2 protein-coding genes are annotated in these 1,547 nt (G+C 33.7%); both read right to left on the bottom strand.

The features are described from left to right. Positions 1-1,156, bottom strand: a 1,156-nt coding sequence (locus tag JCM21531_RS17135; protein ID WP_243467894.1) for a transposase, incomplete at its 3' end; no start/stop codon positions are given. Continuing rightward, positions 1,105-1,547 (bottom strand): transposase family protein (locus JCM21531_RS17140; RefSeq protein ID WP_038291641.1); only part of this gene is annotated, 443 nt, incomplete at its 5' end. The genes JCM21531_RS17140 and JCM21531_RS17135, both read right to left, overlap by 52 nt.

The raw sequence follows: 1,547 nt of genomic DNA on the forward strand, positions 1-1,547 counted from the left end.
CTCCCTCCATCCATTTATCCAAAACATCAATATTTTTATCAGTTAGCATACTCTTAAATTCCCATGTTATTTTGTATATCTTTTTAAAAAACGGATATTCTTTGCATATCATTTCAAATTGTTTCTTACTAATTATTTTTACTTTTTCTATTGGTTGGTACAATAGCTTTAATATATTTTCTCTTTTTATTGTTTCTGTTTTTGTCCCATTTTCCCTACTTTTATCGTAATATTTTTTTCTCCGCTTCTTCCAGTCTGTTATATAATCCCGCACAGTTGATGATGAACCCTCATATCCCATTTCGCGTATCTTTTCCTCAATATATGAACCCATAATCCCTTTCTCAAGGTATTCGTCAATCGCTTTTATATATGGTGTCAGCTTCCCATTTCTCTTTTTGCCATAGGCAGCATGGACCGGATTAAAGTTTTCATCAAGATATCTGCTAACTGTTTTTCTATTAAGCCCGGTACGCCTGGATATCTCTCTATTACTCAAACCTATTCTCTTTAACTCCCGCACCTCATTTACACGTTCCATTTTTTGCTTTACTCTTTCTTCATGTATGATCATCTTTTTTGTCTGGAATGACTTTTCCCTTTTTTCAGCCGTCATTGCCATTAGCTTATCGTAAGCTCGTACATCCATATTTAAGCTTCGGCAAATTTCTGTTTTACATCTTCCTTCTAATAGGAGTTGTTTTATCTTTTCATATTTTTCTTTCAATGTAAGTTTTCTGTTTTCATCTGCCTGTCTTATTGTTTTTATCTCTTTAGTTTCCTGACTGACAGCTTGTATTAAAACTTGCGGCTTTAATCTCTTTTTTAGATACTCTGTTATATAGGAAGTCAGATTCTTCAGTAAATGAAAACGGTCACTTATTTGTAAAGCTTCCGGGTGTGCATTTGCAATTGCATTATTATAGATAACAGATCCATCTCTTGATATCACACGAAGATTTGGATATGTTTTTAACCACTCGCAAACAGTCTCATAATCCCTTGAGTCAATCATATCAAGTATTTGATGCGTAAAAATATCTATCATAATTGTCCCATAGCTTTTTCGCTTTTTAATAGCAAAATCATCAATGCAAACAGCTGTTACTGTCTTTTTGTCAACAACCGGTGTTTCTTTTTTTTTAAGAGATTGCAAACTGTACTTTTGCCGATATCCACAACATTTTCCTTTAGAGCTTTTGATGCTGCAACGGAACTGCAATTTATTGACAGTCGTACAATTTCATCCTCAAGACGACGGGTTTTCTTCGCTTTATAGGAAATAAAATCAAATCTTTCTGCAAAAGTAGTATGACTACAATCAGGATTATCACAAAACATTTTTCTGTTACGTATAATAATAAATACCTTATTACCTTGTATTGGAAGGTCCTGAAAAGTTCTGTTGTAGGTGGAATGTATCCTGGATGATGGCCGGCCGCAAAATGGACATGTTACTTCTTTGCGGTTGGAAGCTACCGTTATATAGCATTTGCCATCATTTATTTCATGATTAATATAGTCTAAGTTTGGATCTAATTGTTTAA

The organism is Acetivibrio straminisolvens JCM 21531, assembly GCF_000521465.1.
GTDB classification, from domain to species: domain Bacteria; phylum Bacillota; class Clostridia; order Acetivibrionales; family Acetivibrionaceae; genus Hungateiclostridium; species Hungateiclostridium straminisolvens.